We start from the raw sequence: 17,098 nt of genomic DNA on the forward strand, positions 1-17,098 counted from the left end.
AGGGTTCACAGGCAAATCCTCGCTTACAAACCAGCAGCCATGGCTTTATCAATCAGCCAGTTCAGGGACGGACCACGGTCGCTGGTCACTTCCACGGGGCGGCCGGCATAGGCGCTGTCCAGCGGGGCATCGGGCTTGATCTGCACGCGGATATCCGAGGACAGGTCGGCGCTGTTGAGGCTGGTGCTGCTCACGATGGTGCCGGTGCGGGTCTGTTCTTCATCGGCGACCTGGAAGCTCACCGGGGTGCCTGGGCGCACGTCGCCGAACTGGCGATAGGAGAAGCGCGCCTCGACATTCGCCTGGCTGCCGCGCGGCACCAGTTGGAAGATCACATCACCCTTGCTCGCGTATTGACCATCAGCCACCAGTTGCTGGGCGACGATGCAGTCGCAAGGGGAGGTCAGGGTGCCGGTCATTTGCTTGCCGAACAGCTCTTCGACCTTGGCCGGTTGCAGCTGGTCTTCGTCCAGGTGGCCCTTGAGCACATCCAGCATGCTGGTGCTGAAGGTCGCCAGTGGCGCGCCTTTGGCGGCAACGCCGTGGTCTTTGATCAGGCTTTGCACGGTGCCGTCGCGGGGCATCGTGACGTTCATCCCCGGCACGCTGACCAGGCCGGCCTGGGCATGACTGACGAAGTACATGCCATACACCGACTTGAACACAAACCCGAATGCCGCCAGGCCCACCAGGAAGATCGCCAGGCTGAACGTCACGGCGCGCAGGCGACCAAAGGCGCTCATGCCGCTGCCGCTGTCCTTGACCTTGCGTGCCTTGGTGAAGTTGTCGCGCTGCAGGGTCGCCAGTACATCGCCCATGGTCACGATATCGCCGGACAGGTGCGAAGTGATCAGGTGCCGCAGGGTGGAAATATCTTGGGCATCCAGGTTCTGGAACTGGCAGCCGGTGCGGCCGGTCTGGCGGTCGTGGGAGCGGATCAACAGCTCCACGTCCATCGCCAGGCCGAGGTTGTCGATGACAAACTGCAGGCGCGCTTTATGCACATCGCCGACCTTCAGCGGTTGCTGGGCGGCATTGAAGGCCAGGCCGCCGGCGGACAGGTCGATGACCCGTACTTCCATGGGCGTGCGGTCGGCACCGAAGAAGCGCAGCTTGGCCGGGATTTTCACCCGGGCGTGTTGGCGCTGGGCTTCGGATTCGTGGACAACATTGGCGTTTACTTGACTGTTCATCAGGGCATTTCCTTAAGTTAATTCAGGCTTGGCAGGGTCAGACCATCATCAGCAACACGGCGACGAAAATGCTGCCGGCGGAGAAGGTCATGGTCCGAGACGACCAGGTGTTGAACCAACGTTGAAAGCTGGCCAAATCGCGGGTCAGTTTGGTGTCCTGGCGGGTCCAGGACTGTTGATCGAGGCGGAAGAACACGTAGATCTTCACCAGCGCGCCCATGATCTGGTTGTAATAGAGAATCACCGGGTAGGCGGGGCCGATCTTGTGCCCCGAGCACGACAGCAACAGGGTCAGGATCAGGCGGGTGATGCCGATCCACAAAAGGTAAGCGAGGATGAACGCGCCGCCGTACTTGAAGGTGGCGATGATCGCCACGGTCAGGCCGAGCAGGGAGGTCCACATCGACACGCGCTGGTCGAACAGCACCACGCTGGTGAACAGACCCAGGCGGCCCATGCCCAGGCCCAGGGCCCGGGAGTTCTGGCGCAGGTTGTTGCCGTACCAGCGGAACATCAGCTTGCGGCTGGCCTTGATAAAGCTCTTTTCCGGCGGGTGTTCCACGGTGTTGATCGCCGCATCGGGCACGTAGAAGGTGTCGTAACCCAGGCGCATCAGGCTGAACCAGCTGGACTTGTCATCGCCGGTCAGGAATTTGAAACGGCCCAGGCGCCAGTGTTGCAGCGAGTCGCTTTCCACGTCGGCGATAAAACCGGGGTCGGTGACGACGCTGGCACGGAACACCGACATGCGTCCGGTCATGGTCAGCACGCGCTTGGACAGGGCCATGGAGCACATGTTGATGTGGCGTTGGGCGAAGCGCAGTTTGTGCCACTCGCTCATGATGTAGCCGCCGCGCACTTCGCAGAACTCGTTGGTGGTCAGGCCGCCGACATTGCCGAACAGCTGGAACCACGGCACGGTCTTGCGCACTACGCCTTCGGCGAGCACGGTGTCGCCGTCGATCACCGCCACCACGGCGCGGTCGTCCGGCAGGTGGCGGGAGATCGCCCGAAAACCGAAGGCCAGGCCGTCGCGCTTGCCGGTACCGGCGATACGCACGAAGTCGAGCTTGACGTGAGCCGGTGGGTTCATCTTTTCCCAGAGGCTCTTGACCAGCAGCTCATCGGACATTTCCACCAGGGAGCAGACCACGGTGGTGGGGAAACCGCACTCGATGGCCTCGCGGATCACCGAGCTGTAGACCTGGGCCGTGGTCAATGCGTCGATACGAAAGCTGGTAACCATCAGGAACACATGGGACGGGTCCGCCGCCTTGCCCAGCTTGCGCACTTTGCGCCGCAGGTGCGGGTAGACCACGTACAGGAACAGCATGCCGCGAAAGAAATGCGTAGCACCCATCGAGTAGCGCCAGATACCCACGGCGCCAATCAGGAAAATAAAATTCTTCGACTCGGAGTCGAACGTACTCGCCGGCAGCAGCAGGGCGAGTCCCATCAGCAGGCTCAGAAAGACCAGCCAGCCGGCGGATTGGAGCAGTACGTGTTTTAACTTGGACATAAGCGTCATCCGAAGGTGAAGAAGGCTTCAAGCTGCAAGCGCTGGGGATCAGGACACTTGCAGCTTGAAACTTGCCGTTGCTGTTACCAGCAAATGCCTTCGGTACGGCCACTGACGCTGGTGGCCTGGGACATGAAGCCCACCAGGTCGACCACTTGCTTGCCGTGCGGGGCTTGCTGGGCCAGGGCGCGGAATTTCTCGTCGCGGTTGCCGAGGATGATCACGTCGCTGTTGTTGATCACATCGTCGAAGTCTGAGTTGAGCAGGGACGACACGTGGGGAATCTTGCCTTCGATGTAGTCCTTGTTGGCCCCATGCACACGGGCGTATTCGACGTTGCTGTCGTAGATGCTCAGGTCGAAGCCCTTGCCGATAAGCATTTCCGCCAGTTCCACCAGTGGGCTTTCACGCAGGTCATCGGTGCCGGCCTTGAAGCTCAGGCCCAGCAGGGCGACCTTGCGCTTGTCGTGGCTGGAGACGATGTCGAAAGCGTTCTGCACCTGGGATTCGTTGCTGCGCATCAGCGAGTTGAGCAGCGGCGCCTCCACGTCCAGGGTGCTGGCGCGGTAGGTCAGGGCGCGCACATCTTTTGGCAGGCACGAGCCGCCGAAGGCAAAACCGGGGCGCATGTAGTACTGGGACAGGTTGAGGGTCTTGTCCTGGCAGACCACTTCCATCACTTCGCGACCATCGACGCCTACGGCCTTGGCGATGTTGCCGATTTCGTTGGCGAAGGTGACTTTGGTGGCGTGCCACACGTTGCAGGTGTACTTGATCATCTCGGCAACGGCGATGTCCTTGCGGATGATCGGCGCATCGAGTTCTTCGTACAGCGATTGCAGGACATCACCGGAGGCTTTGTCCAGTTCACCGATCACGGTCATCGGTGGCAGGTCGTAGTCGGCGATGGCCGTGGATTCGCGCAGGAACTCCGGGTTGACCGCGACACCGAAGTCGACGCCGGCTTTTTTGCCGGAGCAGTCTTCGAGGATCGGGATCACCACGTTGGCCACGGTGCCGGGCAACACGGTACTGCGCACCACGATGGTGTGGCGGGTGGTCTTGTCACGCAGGACAAAACCGATCTCGCGGCATACCGCCTCGATGTAGTTGAGTTCCAGGTCGCCGTTTTTCTTGCTCGGCGTGCCGACACAGATCATCGACAGGTCGGTATCGCGGATGGCGTCGGCGAAGTTGGTGGTACCGCGCAAGCGGCCGGTGGCAATGCCCTGGCTCAACAGTTCGCCCAGGCCGGGTTCAACGATGGGGGATTTGCCCGCGTTGATCAGGTCGATCTTATCCTTGGAAATGTCTACGCCGACCACTTCGTGGCCCCGTGCAGACAGGCAACCGGCACATACTGCGCCCACGTAACCCAAACCAAATATGCTGATGCGCATCGCATTTACCTCTATCTTTATCACGCCATTAGATGGCCGGAGTTCATGTTTTCAAGCGTCACTCATGCACTAGGTAATGCGGTGAATAGACACAGCATTGCCATGTGCAGGCATGTTAAAAGTCGAGTGACTAACTAATGCACTCAAGTTGTGCGCAACTTGGCCTTATTGTTGGGGCTTGCCCTGAAATGCAGCCAGCCTTCGGTGAGAAGGGTCTGGCGTCAGTGCCGCAACGCCTTGATATGGACATAAAGCCCTTATCTATCAACGCATTGGGTTGTCTCACTGACCCATTTGGGTAGGCTCAGCCTTGGCCTTGTAGGGGATGGTCATGCAACCTTGTCGCCCGCCCTCAACTAAACAGTTGTTAATTAGACCGAAGGGTCAAAGTTGAATATGACAACTTTGCTACTTCCGTTGGTCGCTGTGTAAGTCATATCGCACAAGAACAGAGATAATCGTTACCGGTGGTATGAGCGGCACTGAAGGACATAGTTCCTGGCCGCTCATCCTGTTTCTGGAAATTTCTTGAAATATTAGGAAAGATGGCACTAGTACTATATTGATAGCACTTGCGGATTGGGCTAGTGGTTATAGGGAGTTGACGCGGGGATATAGTTTTGTGCCACTACTGTTTGAAAAAAGTGGTGCCACTACGAAAAAATCTGACGAATGTCGAGTGAAAGAAACGTTAGGAAATCTGAAGAAATATTTTTGACGTCAAAGTAATGACGATTCCGCATTTGAAATACGGAAAAAATGTGGGAGCAGGCTTGCCAGCTCCCACATCGGATTTGCGCTGTACTGGCGACCTACTCCGGTGCGTGATCGCGCAAAAATACCAGGTTATCCGGCTTGGACTGCTCGGCACTGAAGCGATAACCCTGGACATCAAACTGCTTGAGCTGCGCCGTGTCGTTGATGCGCTCTTCGATGACAAAGCGGCTCATCATGCCCCGGGCCTTCTTGGCGTAGAAGCTGATGATCTTGTACTGGCCGTTCTTCAGGTCCTTGAACTCGGTATTGATGATCCGCGCGTTCAAGGCCGGGCGCTTGACCGCCGAGAAGTATTCGTTGGAGGCCAGGTTCAGCAGCACATCATCGCCCTGCTCAGCCAGGGCCTCGTTGAGCCATTCGCTGATCCGCGTGCCCCAGAAGGCGTACAGGTCCTTGCCACGGGCGTTGCCCAGCTTGGTGCCCATCTCCAGGCGGTACGGCATCATCAGGTCCAGGGGACGCAGCAGGCCGTACAGGCCCGAGAGCATGCGCAGGTGGTCCTGGGCGTAAGCGAAGTCGGCGTCGTTGAAGGTCTGGGCATTGAGGCCGGTGTAGACGTCGCCCTTGAAGGCCAGCAGCGCCTGCTTGGCATTGGCCGGGGTGAAGGCCGGGGTCCAGCTGCCGAAACGTGCGGCGTTGAGGCCGCCGATCTTGTCGGAAACATGCATCAGTTCGCTGATCTGCGCCGGGCTCAGCTCGCGCAACTGCTCGATCAACTCCTGGGAGTGGTCGAGGTATTGTGGCTGGGTAAAGCGCTGGGTTACCGGCGGGGTCTCGAAATCGAGGGTTTTGGCGGGGGAAATCACCGTCAGCATGAAGTCGTCTCCTGTAATCGTCGGGGGATTCTAGGGGGTTGGGGCGTTGGACTCCACCTATCACGCCAATAGCTGCCATACGGTTATCCCTGTGGGAGGATAGTGATCGGCTATAGTGGCCGACGAATCAGGAGGGGGAGACCTGTTGTGCGAATTGCGCTTTTAGTGTGCGCCTGGCTGACGTGCCTGGGCGCCCAGGCGGCCAGTGTGGATGTCGCGACCCTGGACCGTGGCACCTGGCCGGAAAAACTCAGCAGCCCGGCGCTGTTTGATGTGGCATCACGCGCCGAAATCCTCATGTTCGCCAACGCGCTGCTGGCCAGCGAGGCCCTGGATGAACCGGCCCTCAAGCAGCGCCTGGGGCTGAAGATCGTCAACCAGGGCGCTATCGACGACCTGCGCCGCCACCTCTGGCAGCGGTTGCTGGAGAACTACATGTTCGCCCAGCAAAGCTGCGAACAGGACGCCTCGTTCTGCTATCTGGTGGACAACCTCGACGACCTGCGCGATCAAGCCGGCAAGTTCGAGGTGAGCGAGCAATCTTTCTATATAGGCTGGGCCGGTCCCAGTCGCGCGTTTCACCAGCGCTACCTGGATGAGCTGCTGCGCAAGGCCGCGCTGTTCCCGCAGATCGGCAGCGAAGTGGCGCGTTTTGGGGATTTCGAGCGCAATGGCGATGAACTCAACGACCGCCTGTTTTTACTGACCTTCGATGGCGGCCCGTCACCGCCGGGCGGTCAGACCGACTGGCTGGCCGACTACCTGCGCAAGCAGAAAATGACAGCCACCTTCTTTGTCCTGGGCAACAGCCTGCAAACCCGCCTGGAGAAAACCTCGGCCGTCGATGTGCAGGGTTTGTACCAGGGTCAGTGCGTGGGTATCCAGGGCTGGCAATACCGTTCCCACAGCCATTGGGTCGACTGGCAAAGCTCGATCACCCGCAGTGCGTCGCTGACCCAGAACCTGCTGCCGGAAAACTACGTGCCGCTGTTCCGCCCACCCTATGGCCAGCGCCGGGCTGACAGCCAGGGCTTTTTCCAGGCCCAGGGCCTGCAAGTGGCATTGTGGGATATCGACTCCCAGGATGAACCGGGCCTGCTCAAGGCCGACGAGTCGGCTCAGCGGGTGCTGACGCTGATGTTGTTGTGGCGCAAAGGGGTGATTGTGTTCCACGACACCCAGGACAAGGCGCGGGTCGCATTGCCGCTGTTGCTACAGGCAACGGCGCAAAGTGGGCTGGGTTGGCAGGATTGTCGGGAAGCGTTTCGCTGAAAAGGGCAAAAGCCCGGCCCTGTTGGGGATGAGGGTTTTTTGGGGTGATTTGCTGCGACATTTCGATGCAGGCGGACTTCCGACTTTAGCGGGGTGCGTGGCGGCCCGCCAGTGCTATTCGTCATCCTGAAAAATAAACTTCAAAAAAGCGTCAAAGTGCTTTTTCCTGTCATGGGTTTTGCGGTATTACGAAGTCAGATCGCCGAAACCTGCACCACAGGTGGCGTCTTCCCAGACTCCCTTTGCGGTGTATTCGGCGCTCGAATCGAGGCGCAGCACTGTTGTGGTATTGCGTCGACTGGCTCCCACAAAGGTGACCGAGTATGGATGATCATGGACGTAACCCTTCTTCCGACCAGCCAATCCTTTATGTGCTTGATACCAATGTATTGATTCACGATCCAAACGCGTTGCTCAATTTCGAAGAACACCACGTCGCCATCCCGATGATCGTGCTTGAAGAGCTCGACAAACTCAAAAGCGGGCACCACAGCGTTGCCGCCGAATGCCGCCAGGCGATCCGCCTGATTGACAAGACCCTGGGCGAGGCCTCGCCCGATGATGTGGAAGTCGGCGTCCCGATCCAGCGTGGCAAGAGCGGGCCCAAGGGCTTGCTGTCGATCCTGATGAGCAAGCGCAGCGAGCCCAACAGCCTGCTGCCGGAAAACCTCAACGACAACAAGATCATCAACCAACTGATCGACCTGCACGCGCGCGACAAGGACCTGCGCCTGGTGCTGGTGACCAAAGACATCAACATGCGCCTCAAGGCACGAGCGTGTGGGATCGCTGCCGAGGACTACAGTACCGACCAGCTGGTCGACGATGTGTCGATGCTGTCCCGGGGTTATCACACCATGACCGGCTCGTTCTGGGACCGCGTGAGCAAGGTCGAGACCCGCCAGGACCATGGCCGCACCTGGCACCAGGTGCAACTGACCGACAACCTGCCGGCGGTGCATATCAATGAATTCATCATCGACGAACAGGGCTTCGTGGGCTGGATCAAAGAGATCCAGGTCGACAAGCTGCTGATCCTCGATCTGCATCAGGAGCCCCTGTTGCACCAGGAAGCCTGGGGCCTGAAACCGCGTGATATCTACCAGAGCCTGGCGCTGTACGCGCTGCTCGACCCGGACATCCACCTGGTCAACCTGACCGGCGCGGCGGGTTCGGGCAAGACCATCCTCGCCCTGGCGGCTGCCATCGAGCAGACCATGGTCACCAAGCGTTATCGGCGCATCATCGCCACCCGTAGCGTGCAGGGCCTGGACCAGGAGATCGGCTTTTTGCCCGGCACTGAGGCAGAAAAAATGGAGCCGTGGCTGGGGGCGATCACCGACAACCTCGAAGCCTTGCACATGGATGACGAAAACACCCATGGCAGCGTCGACTACATCCTCAGCAAAGTGCCGTTGCAGTTCAAATCCCTCAACTACATTCGAGGTCGCAGCTTCCAGCAGAGCCTGATTCTGATTGACGAATGCCAGAACCTCACGCCGCACCAGATGAAAACCATCATCACCCGTGCCGGCGCCGGTTCCAAAGTGGTGTGCCTGGGCAACCTGGCACAGATCGACACTCCCTACCTGTCCGCGACCAGCTCCGGGCTGACCTACCTGACGGAACGCTTCAAGGATTTCCCGAACGGCGTGCACATCGCCTTGCAGGGTGTCCCTCGCTCGATTCTGGCCGAATACGCCGAATCCCACCTGTAATCCGAAACCGGGCGATACCTCCATCGCCCGGTTCACCTCAATTCCTGTGGGAGCCGGGCTTACCCGCGATGGCGTTGGTGACTGACACTGCGCTATCGCAGGCAAGCCTGCTCCCACCTTTTGATCTGCGTTGGGTTTACAATCGGGGCTTCTGATCAGGAGTATCCCCGTGCTGACTCATCTCGATTCCCAGGGCCGTGCCCATATGGTCGACGTCACCGATAAAACCGTGACGTTCCGCGAAGCCGTGGCCGAGGCGCGGGTGCGCATGCTGCCCCAGACCCTGCAAATGATTGTCGACGGCGCCCATCCCAAGGGCGACGTGTTCGCCGTGGCGCGCATCGCCGGGATCCAGGCGGCGAAAAAGACCAGCGACCTGATCCCCCTGTGCCATCCGCTGATGTTGACGGGCGTCAAGGTTGAGCTGGCAGCCGAAGGGGAAAATACCGTGCACATCATCGCCCGCTGCAAGCTGTCCGGGCAGACCGGCGTGGAAATGGAAGCACTGACTGCCGCCAGTGTTGCCGCGTTGACGATCTACGACATGTGCAAGGCGGTGGACCGTGGCATGACCATCGAGAACATCCGCCTGCTGGAAAAGCTCGGCGGCAAAAGCGGGCATTTCAAGGCGGACCAGGCATGAGCATCAACGTACTGTTTTTTGCACGCTACAGCGAGGCGATAGGCCTGGACTCCCTGGAGGTCGAAGGCGACTTCGCCACGGTCGATGCCGTGCGCCTGGCACTGGCGGCTGATGCGGGCTTCGAGGTGCTCAACGAGGCCAGCCTGATGTGTGCGCGCAACCAGGAACTGTGCTCCCTCGACGAGCCTTTGCAGGCCGGTGACGAAGTCGCCTTCTTCCCGCCCGTGACCGGAGGCTGACCATGGCCATTCGTGTGCAAGCCCAGCCCTTTGACCCCGGCGCCGAAGTCAACGCCATGCACGCGGCCAACGTGGGTGTGGGTGCGGTGGTGAGCTTTGTCGGCTATGTACGCGATTTCAACGATGGCCTCGATGTGGCGGGGATGTTCCTTGAACACTACCCCGGCATGACCGAAAAAGCCCTGGCCAAGATCGCCGTCGAAGCCGAGCAGCGCTGGCCGCTGCTCAAGCTCGAAGTGCTGCACCGCATCGGCGCCCTGGAGCCCGGCGAACCCATCGTGTTCGTCGCGGCCGCCAGTGCCCACCGCCAGGCGGCGTTTGATGCCTGTGCGTTTGTGATGGACTACCTCAAGACCCGGGCGCCGTTCTGGAAGAAGGAGAACACCAGTGAGGGGGCGCGGTGGGTTGAGGGGCGAGAGAGTGATCATGCGGCGGCGGGTCGCTGGAAAGCCTGATTGTTTATCATTGGGTGGCGCTTGCAAGAACACGCAGTCATGGCTGTGGTTTATAGTTATAAAGGTTCATTAAGTTATTTCTATTTCAGCTAATTAACTGTCATTTTTAACAGTTACTTTCTCTTTTTTCCTGGTCTCTAATCTCCCTAAGTGTTCGATATCTAAGTTCGTGGAATTTCAGCTCGAATTTGGTTTCGAGAAAGTTCGCGCTACGGCGATGGATGTGGTTTTTGGAGAACGAGATGATCAGGCAATCACATAATATGCGGCTTGTGCATTTTAAGGTCAGGTTTGCTGATGGCACTGACTATACGGATGCACTTTATGCCAATGGGCATCATCAAGTTGAAGTTGTAGTTGAGGTTTTAAAGCAGGTTTTGGGGAAAAAAGGTGTCTGGAGTCAAGCCTCCTTAACCGATAGTGAGCGGGCGAGTGTAAAAATCGTGCCTGTTTCTATCGCGGATAATGCCAGTGTAGGCAGCGGGTGGAGTTGCGATACGCAGAAGAACGAATATGATCCAGGACTCTGGAATCGTACTGGGGAAGAACTCGGCGAGAGTCTGCCAAACAATACGGTTGTTGACGCGGGGGTAGAGATTGTCAGGCGTTATATGCGCCTTGAGGAAAATGTCTCTCTCAAGGCTGTACAGTTCATGGCGACTATTGTGTTGGACGGAGAGACGGTTACTAACAGCTATTCCGAATATCCGACTGATTTTAAGTCGTCGGTATTTATCAAGCCCACGGTGCCCCCAGTATTGCTTTCTACAGAGCTTGATTTGATTGTTGATTATGATGCTTTAAATATTACAGGGCTTCTTGATATTGATATGTACTATTGGGAAGGTGTTAATGGTTTGTGGTTTGTTCATAATTATGGGTTGAATGAGTCAGTGGAGGTGCCAAATGAAGGGACCTCCTTTCAGACGTCTTATGGACTTTCGGGTAATTATAAAGGAGGGGTTTTCTCTGGGTCTGCGAGCAGTACTTTACGGTTGAGTATGGTTCACCAGTATCTTCCAGTTGTAAATCCAGGTGAGGATCCAGTGATTCATCGGATAAGTAATCGTGTTATGTGCGCGGTTAAACTTACTACACAGATTCCGGACCTTCCGCATGAGGTTTTGAATAGCAAGTGGCGGTTGCGGGATAACTATGGGAATCTTCATGTATTTAAAATAGTTCCCTATGAAAGTGGCAATCGTCTGACGGTGGAGCCCGTTAAGTTAGCAAGGCGACCTCAGCACTTCCACATCGTCCTTGCTAATGGTCAGGATTCTACTGACGCGCTGTATGCCAATGGCCGGCATCAGTGCAAAGTTCTTATTGAAGTCACTATGGTGCAGGAAGGGATTAATGGTAATTGGGAGAGCACGCTCCTGCGGGAGGATGAAAAAGCCAGTGTAGCGGTCACATTATATTCTCCAAATGTGAACCAGCCTCTACCGGGGGGGTGGTCCTGCGATACCGTGAAAAATATATATGATACCGGACTTTGGATTCGAGAGATACAAGACGCAGAGGGGGGCGGAATTGGGGAGAACACTACGCAACAAAAGAGTGGGGCGCTGGATACTATAGAGATAGTTGAGCGATTTATGCGTTTGGAAACCGGCGCTTCAATGGAGAGTCGGAGGCTTATGGCTAAGATAATTATAGATGGTAAAGTTTATACCACGAATTTTAACGAAGGGGATTCAAAGTTTAATGCTTGGGTGAATATCTCGCCTCGGCAGCCTTATCGAGTGAGAGTTCGTGATCTTATACTTACTGTGGATCACGCTTATTGGAACCACAATACGAAGACCGATATTGATGTTTGGTATTGGTTGCCCCCGCCTGGGGTGAGGTTTATCTCCCAAATGGGGTTAGACGCACCCATGTGGGTCCCTTGGGAGGGGCGTTACTTTCAGACGTCTTTTGTTAATGGGTCCGGTGGAGTTGATAGAAAAGGCGGAGTTGTAGTGGGCCACGATAAGCCTGGGTCAAGCCCCTCTCTTGATGAGATACATGAAAACTTGTCAGATAATTATCATATTCTGAGATTTAATCGAGTAAATACGATTATGCGTGCGTTATGGGTTTCCATTGAGCTCCCCATGTTTGAAGGGGAGGGCAACACACCTTGGCGACTAGTCGATAATTATGGCTGCATGCATGTATATACTATGCGTGGAAGTAGGCAAAATATTGAGTTGTTGGATTATGAGAGCTGATTAGATTTGTGCGTCTCGTCTTCAGAACAGGTGCTTACCATGAATGTCTATTCCAACGCATTTAATTTTTCCTCGTACTTGAACGGTTCCGTCGATCCACGAACAGGTCAGTATGGTGCCCAAATCAATTTGGCTCAATTATCTCCTGAGGGGCCTCTCGAGGTCAGTCGCAGTATTGTTTTGTTATTTTCAATGTTTGAGCCTGGCCGTGTACCTTATGGGTTGGGGTGGCGCCTGAGTAATACGGAATTTGACCTTTCCAGTGCGCAACTCACGTTGATTAGCGGCGAGCGATTTAAGACGCAAGGTATGCCTTCTGTTGGCGGAACGATGGTTTTCAAGGATCGAAAACTTAAAGATCTAGTGGTAAGGCGAACGAATGAAACCACGCTGCATGTGATTTATCGGGATGGCACGATTGAAGTTTTGGAGCGTACCAGTAGTACGCTCCCTTATCGAATTACTTCCATAATATTTGAAAATGGTGAGGTCTTCAGATTCGGCTATGCCCCAGGTGGTTCTCTTGAGCGTATCCTCAATCACAAACAGGAAGAGTTGCTGCTACTGACCTACGCGAGTGGGCGCCTGCAAACGGCTGATAGACGTGTCGAGGGGGGGCGTTATGCGCGTACGCGATTTACACAGATCAATGATCGCCTTACAGGTGTCACTGCGCCTTACGATCGTAGTGGTGCGCCGGGGGTTGCTGCCTATACGTTTGTATACAGGACGCCGTTTCGTAATGGCTTGGTTGCGATTGAGCGGGTGCAAACGCCGATGGGCGGAACTGAGCAGATCAACTATACCGAAAACGGTCATCAATATGGCAACAACCAATTCATCCCCCGTGTGTCCAGTTGGACGCAGACTCCAGGTGCCAATCAACCTCCAATGATCCGGACTTATGATTACAGTCCAGGGCAGAACTTCACGGGGTTCCCTTATGCGGGTGGTTTCAAAGAGGGTGAGGACAACCTGTATCTGATTAGCGGCGCCTATGACTATTGGACTGAGGAGAAAAGCATTGACGCGGCCAATAACAATACGGTCTTGAGCGTCACTCGTACCACCTACAATAAGTTTCACCTGTTGACCGAAAAGCAGGTCCTACGCGAGGGAACGCGCAGTAAAGTAAATATCACCTATAACACGCTCCCCGGTCTATTTCCCAGCCAGCCCGCGAACTTCCAACTGCCCAAAACCGTTACCAATCGCTATGAACTCGTAGCTGGTGGCACCTCGAGGGAAGAGATCCAGCAGATCGAAACCGATGATTATGGCAACGAACTCAGCCGCACCGAGCCCTCTGGCATTCGCACCGAATACAGTTATTACCCGATTGCCGGCGAAAGCGGAAAATGCCCGGCGGACCCCCACAAATTGTTCCAGCGCTACCTCAAACAAGAGCGACTCGTACCTGTAGGAGGCACGCCTACCGCGCGACTCACGGAATATACCCATACGCGCGTCCCCCAGACGGGCAGTAGTTATTTTGTGCTACAGCAATCGAGCAGCCAGGCTGGTGTGCTAGTGATGCAGCAGACTTACTACGAAACCCCTGTGGCGCTGGCTGGCCGGTTGAAGAGCAGCACCAGTACGGTCGGCGGGCAGCTGTTGACCAGTGATTTCAGTTACGTCATTGAAGGCGATAACCTGATCGAAACCCGACGGTTGAAAGGGCGCGAAGAACAAGGAAATCAATGGCTTGAGGCAAAACGCACGCTTTCGATGGTCAGTCGACGCCTGTTGTCGTTAACGCGAGATGGCGGCAGCACGATGGGCCTGGCGTACGACGTCAATGGCCGGCTGACCGCAGAAACCGTAGCTCTTGGAGCGCCGCAGAAAGCGACCCGGCAATACGCTTACCATTTTGCCGAAGAGAATAAGCGTGCCCATCTGATTACCGCGGACGCGCAAGGTAACAAGACGATTACCTACTACGACGGTGCCGGACGCCAGGTGTCCGAAGCACAATTGATCGGCTCGAGCCAGGAGCGAGTCGCCTGCACTTGGCGTTATGACGCGCTTGGGCAAACTGTGGAAGTGGTCAAGAGCGACTACGTGACCAACGGGCAACGCTCGTTGCGCAGCGTCCACTCCTACAGTAAGTGGGGCAACGCCAGCCGCGTCACCCACGCCGATGGCCGTGTTGTCATCAACGAGTATGACCCGCGGCTCAATCTTACCGAGGAGGGCGTGGTTGGCGGTGAACGGCTGTTGACCTATTTCAATACGCATAACCAGCCAATGAAGGTGGAGCGCCTGGATGCCAACAATAATAAAGTGGAGCTGGCGTCGTATACCTACGATGGCTTGGGGCGCTGCGTGACGGCAGTGGATGTCAATAAAACGTCCACTGAGCTGACCTATGACGTGTTCGACCGGGTGCTGACGACCCTTCAAAAACCAATAGATGGCACTCCTCATCGGCTGCGTAAAACGGATTACGCCCCCGGCACCAGCAGTGAATTGGCCAGTGCTTTTACGGTCGACAACAAGCGGCTGGGGGCCCGTACCTACGATAGCCTCGGCAGAATGACCAGCCAGACGCGTGGGGCATTGGGGCAGGCCACGACCTGGGAGTACAAGGCCGGAGAGATGGAACCGTTCACCATGGTTTCCTCCCGTGGGGTTCGCCAGACCCTGACTTATGACACAGAGTTGGATGTGCCGACTCGGATTGAGATGTCGGACCATCCGGCGAGCACCTACCGGCATGACCCGGTTACCGGTGCTATGACACGTTCCGAGACCAATGGCTTGATCCATGAGTTCGTTATGGATGCCAACGGCCGTCCTGAAAAGGATATCCAAACCGCCAACGGCAACGTCCTGACCTCGCAGTATGGCTATTCCCCTGGCGGGCGCCTGCTGCAGCAAACTTCCGCCGACGGCCAGTCCAGCCAGCTTGAGTACGATGTGTTCGGGCGGTTCTCCAAGATGACCACTGGCGCCATGGTCATCGAGCAAACCTACGATACATTGGGCCGGCCGCATGTCCTGAGCACCGCCTATGAAAGCACGCGAGTCGTTACCAAGCTGTCCTATGACTCGCTGGGTCGGGAAGCCGAGCGCCGCTTCGAGCAGAACGGTGCGCTGTTCCAGGTCATGACCAGCACGTATCACCTCAACAGTATGTTGGCGACACGGGAACTCAAGGACGCCGGCTCACGCCTGGTGATCGGCGAGACCTTCACCTACGATGCCTTTCTGCGGCTCAAGACCTATCGCTGCACGGGGCCCGAACACCCCAAGGATCATCTGGGGCGTGGCATTGTCGGGCAGGATTTCAGCTTTGACAGCCTCAATAACATTACTCGGGTTGTCACGACGTTTGCCGACAGCACGCAAGACACCTGCGAGCGTTATTTTACCGGTGCCGATCCCACTCAACTGACCCGGCTGACCCATACACGCCCGGCGCAGGATGTCACACTGACGTATGACGCGGCGGGCAACTTGCAGGCACACCCGGCGGGCCAGGCCTATACCTACAATGGTTTTGAGCAGTTGACCACAGTGCAGGCCGGTCCCCTCAAGTACAGCTACCAATACGATGCCGAGGCCCGCCAGGTACTGGCGTCCCGGGGCAGTGAGCCGCCGGTGATGCTGGCATACGCCGGCGACCGGCTGGAGACTCTGGTTGAAGGCAATAAAAAGATCCGCTACGCCGACGGCGGGGATGAGGTGATGGCACGCAGCGGGGGCGTCGACGGGCTGCAACTGCATATGAACGATGCCAGCGGTAGCGTGCGCGGCGTATCGGCCCCAGGCCAGGCCCATGTGCGGCGACACTACACGCCCTACGGCGATACGAAAATCCCGCTGGATGACGGCAAGGTCCGTAGCATGGCTGATCTGCAACTGCCGGCGTTGAATGGTCAACGGCTGGATGCGGCGATCAACCTCTACTTTCTCGGCAACGGTCAACGGGTCTACGATCCTCACCTGATGATGTTCTTGCAGCCTGATCCGCTGAGCCCTTTTGACGAGGGGGGGATCAACAGCTATGCCTACTGTGCTGGTAATCCGGTCAACCTAATGGACCCCAGCGGGTTGTTGCCGAACTGGTTGAAGTGGGTATTGACCGGAGTTGCGCTGGTGTTGTCGATAGTGACGGTAGGTTTTGCGGCTCCCGGATTTGTTACCGCGGTAGCGGCATATGCGGCGGCAGTTGGAACGGCGGCGGCATCTGCGGCGGGGATGGTTGTTGCTTCCAAGGCGGCGCTGCTGGGGGCTGCATCGTTGGGGGTGGTTGGGGGAACGCTTAGTGTCGCAGCCTTGAGTATCGCTGAGGTCGACAGGGCGATGGGTTGGGACCGTTCGCACCACATCCAAAACCTGGGGTGGGCATCTTTCGGGTTCTCTGTGGCGTCATGGGTAGTTAGCTTTGCGGGGGCCTACACGTCGGCAAGTATGGCCTACACTGCGGCTCTCAAGGCCAGCACGGCCAAGGACTTTGTCAAGTACAGCAGCTTTTTTGACGCCCCACTGGGGGCCAGCTTTCTGGCGGCTGGCAAGCGGATGCTGGGCTTGAGCTATAAGTTCACCGATAAACAGGGAATCACTAGCTTCAGCAAGATTTACGGGGTCACCCGTTTCGTATTGAGAAGTACCAACTTTGGTCGCTCGGTAGAGGCCAGAACCACATCGGCAGGCTCGGGTGGTGGCGATCCTGCCCAACCCGTGCCAGGTGCTCCCGGTTCGGCCCATCCCCAGCCGCAAGCCACGGGCAGTCGCCTGGTGGATATGCCGGCCAGCAGTGCAGGCTATTACCAGGCATTCAGAGACGAGGCGTCGCGCATTCGCCAGCCCATCATTGCGCAGTTGTATCAAGGATGATCCAGCAGG

General features: G+C 57.0%; 11 protein-coding genes. 7 read left to right on the forward strand and 4 right to left on the reverse strand.

The features are described from left to right. Nucleotides 1-23 precede the first annotated feature (23 nt). From JFT44_RS02155 to yaaA, 4 genes are all read right to left on the reverse strand, one after another. Nucleotides 24-1,193: an alginate biosynthesis protein Alg44 gene (locus JFT44_RS02155; RefSeq protein ID WP_057958527.1), complete on the reverse strand. Its 1,170-nt coding sequence runs from the start codon at nucleotides 1,191-1,193 to the stop codon at nucleotides 24-26. A 37-nt stretch (nucleotides 1,194-1,230) separates the two neighbouring features. Then, a complete protein-coding gene (gene alg8 / locus JFT44_RS02160) occupies nucleotides 1,231-2,712 on the reverse strand; it encodes a mannuronan synthase (RefSeq protein ID WP_162947770.1) in 1,482 nt (493 codons plus the stop codon). 83 nt (nucleotides 2,713-2,795) lie between these two features. Next, nucleotides 2,796-4,112, reverse strand: a complete 1,317-nt coding sequence (locus JFT44_RS02165; RefSeq protein WP_057438225.1) for a nucleotide sugar dehydrogenase — start codon at nucleotides 4,110-4,112, stop codon at nucleotides 2,796-2,798. 812 nt (nucleotides 4,113-4,924) lie between these two features. Further along, a complete protein-coding gene (gene yaaA, locus JFT44_RS02170) occupies nucleotides 4,925-5,704 on the reverse strand; it encodes a peroxide stress protein YaaA (RefSeq protein ID WP_198830310.1) in 780 nt (259 codons plus the stop codon). A 147-nt stretch (nucleotides 5,705-5,851) separates the two neighbouring features. On the opposite strand from yaaA, the gene JFT44_RS02175 reads away from it, so the two are divergent. The 7 genes from JFT44_RS02175 (at nucleotide 5,852) to JFT44_RS02205 (ending at nucleotide 17,089) form a co-directional block, all read left to right on the forward strand. After that, nucleotides 5,852-6,976 carry a polysaccharide deacetylase family protein gene (locus tag JFT44_RS02175; RefSeq protein WP_169959730.1) on the forward strand — a complete coding sequence of 375 codons (1,125 nt, stop codon included), beginning with the start codon at nucleotides 5,852-5,854 and terminating at the stop codon, nucleotides 6,974-6,976. A 323-nt stretch (nucleotides 6,977-7,299) separates the two neighbouring features. Beyond that, complete coding sequence (locus JFT44_RS02180) at nucleotides 7,300-8,694, forward strand: PhoH family protein (RefSeq protein WP_057438231.1); 1,395 nt, start codon at nucleotides 7,300-7,302, stop codon at nucleotides 8,692-8,694. A 169-nt stretch (nucleotides 8,695-8,863) separates the two neighbouring features. Further along, the gene (moaC, locus tag JFT44_RS02185; RefSeq protein WP_057438233.1) at nucleotides 8,864-9,337 is read left to right on the forward strand and encodes a cyclic pyranopterin monophosphate synthase MoaC; all 474 of its coding nucleotides are present in this window, start codon (nucleotides 8,864-8,866) and stop codon (nucleotides 9,335-9,337) included. Further along, entirely contained in the window at nucleotides 9,334-9,576 is a 243-nt protein-coding gene (gene moaD / locus JFT44_RS02190; protein ID WP_057438235.1) for a molybdopterin converting factor subunit 1, read from the forward strand. Before moaC ends, moaD begins: the two co-directional genes overlap by 4 nt. A 2-nt stretch (nucleotides 9,577-9,578) precedes the next feature. Beyond that, entirely contained in the window at nucleotides 9,579-10,031 is a 453-nt protein-coding gene (gene moaE / locus JFT44_RS02195; protein ID WP_057958531.1) for a molybdopterin synthase catalytic subunit MoaE, read from the forward strand. 230 nt (nucleotides 10,032-10,261) lie between these two features. Then, the gene (locus JFT44_RS02200) at nucleotides 10,262-12,247 is read left to right on the forward strand and encodes a hypothetical protein (protein WP_198800077.1); all 1,986 of its coding nucleotides are present in this window, start codon (nucleotides 10,262-10,264) and stop codon (nucleotides 12,245-12,247) included. Nucleotides 12,248-12,286: 39 nt separating this feature from the next. Further along, nucleotides 12,287-17,089 (forward strand): RHS repeat-associated core domain-containing protein, encoded by a 4,803-nt coding sequence (locus JFT44_RS02205; RefSeq protein WP_198830311.1) that lies wholly within the window; start codon nucleotides 12,287-12,289, stop codon nucleotides 17,087-17,089. Nucleotides 17,090-17,098: the final 9 nt, after the last annotated feature.

Origin of the sequence: Pseudomonas sp. MF5691 (assembly GCF_016405645.1) — a bacterium.
Taxonomy (GTDB): Bacteria; Pseudomonadota; Gammaproteobacteria; order Pseudomonadales; family Pseudomonadaceae; genus Aquipseudomonas; species Aquipseudomonas shahriarae.

Excerpts from the sequence above, each read along its gene's own strand:
- JFT44_RS02155 (WP_057958527.1), bottom strand. The coding sequence starts at position 1,193 with ATGAACAGTCAAGTAAACGCCAATGTTGTCCACGAATCCGAAGCCCAG.
- alg8 (WP_162947770.1), bottom strand. The coding sequence starts at position 2,712 with ATGTCCAAGTTAAAACACGTACTGCTCCAATCCGCCGGCTGGCTGGTC.
- JFT44_RS02165 (WP_057438225.1), bottom strand. The coding sequence starts at position 4,112 with ATGCGCATCAGCATATTTGGTTTGGGTTACGTGGGCGCAGTATGTGCC.
- yaaA (WP_198830310.1), bottom strand. The coding sequence starts at position 5,704 with ATGCTGACGGTGATTTCCCCCGCCAAAACCCTCGATTTCGAGACCCCG.
- JFT44_RS02180 (WP_057438231.1), top strand. The coding sequence starts at position 7,300 with ATGGATGATCATGGACGTAACCCTTCTTCCGACCAGCCAATCCTTTAT.
- moaD (WP_057438235.1), top strand. The coding sequence starts at position 9,334 with ATGAGCATCAACGTACTGTTTTTTGCACGCTACAGCGAGGCGATAGGC.
- moaE (WP_057958531.1), top strand. The coding sequence starts at position 9,579 with ATGGCCATTCGTGTGCAAGCCCAGCCCTTTGACCCCGGCGCCGAAGTC.
- JFT44_RS02205 (WP_198830311.1), top strand. The coding sequence starts at position 12,287 with ATGAATGTCTATTCCAACGCATTTAATTTTTCCTCGTACTTGAACGGT.